General features: G+C 56.5%; 1 pseudogene. It reads right to left on the bottom strand.

Features of this window, described 5'->3' with window-relative positions:
- Positions 1-94 precede the first annotated feature (94 nt).
- Positions 95-511: pseudogene (locus tag FDX22_RS22195) on the bottom strand (hypothetical protein); the annotation flags it as partial.

Here is a 511-nt window from a genome sequence, read left to right on the forward strand (position 1 = left end):
GGAAATTGTTGTTGCCGGATGGCGGTGTAAACGCCTTATCCGGCCTACGGGGCCTGTAGTCCCGGTAAGCATCGCGCCACCGGGCAATACAACATTATTTGCCAATACAGAAGCTGGAGAAAATCCGTCCCAGCAGATCGTCGGAGGTAAACTCCCCGGTGATCTCACTGAGATTCTGCTGCGCGAGGCGTAGCTCTTCTGNTTCCCCGGTGATCTCACTGAGGTTCTGCTGCGCCAGACGCAACTCCTCTGCCAGCAATTCTCCGGCCCATGCGCCAAGCAGTTGAGCTTTACCCTGCTCGAGATGCTCCGCCGCTTCTGCCAGCGCCTGCAGGTGACGACGACGCGCCAGGAAGCCACCTTCCATATTGGTTTCAAAGCCCATGCTCTGTTTGAGATGGTTACGCAGTACGTCAACACCTTCACCGGTACGTGCGGAGAGACGAACCAGTGAGTGGCCATTTACTTCGCTAAGGCCCAGCGTCTCACCGGTAATATCCGCTTTGTTACG

Source organism: Citrobacter sp. TBCS-14, assembly GCF_005280805.1.
Lineage (GTDB): Bacteria > Pseudomonadota > Gammaproteobacteria > Enterobacterales > Enterobacteriaceae > Citrobacter > Citrobacter gillenii.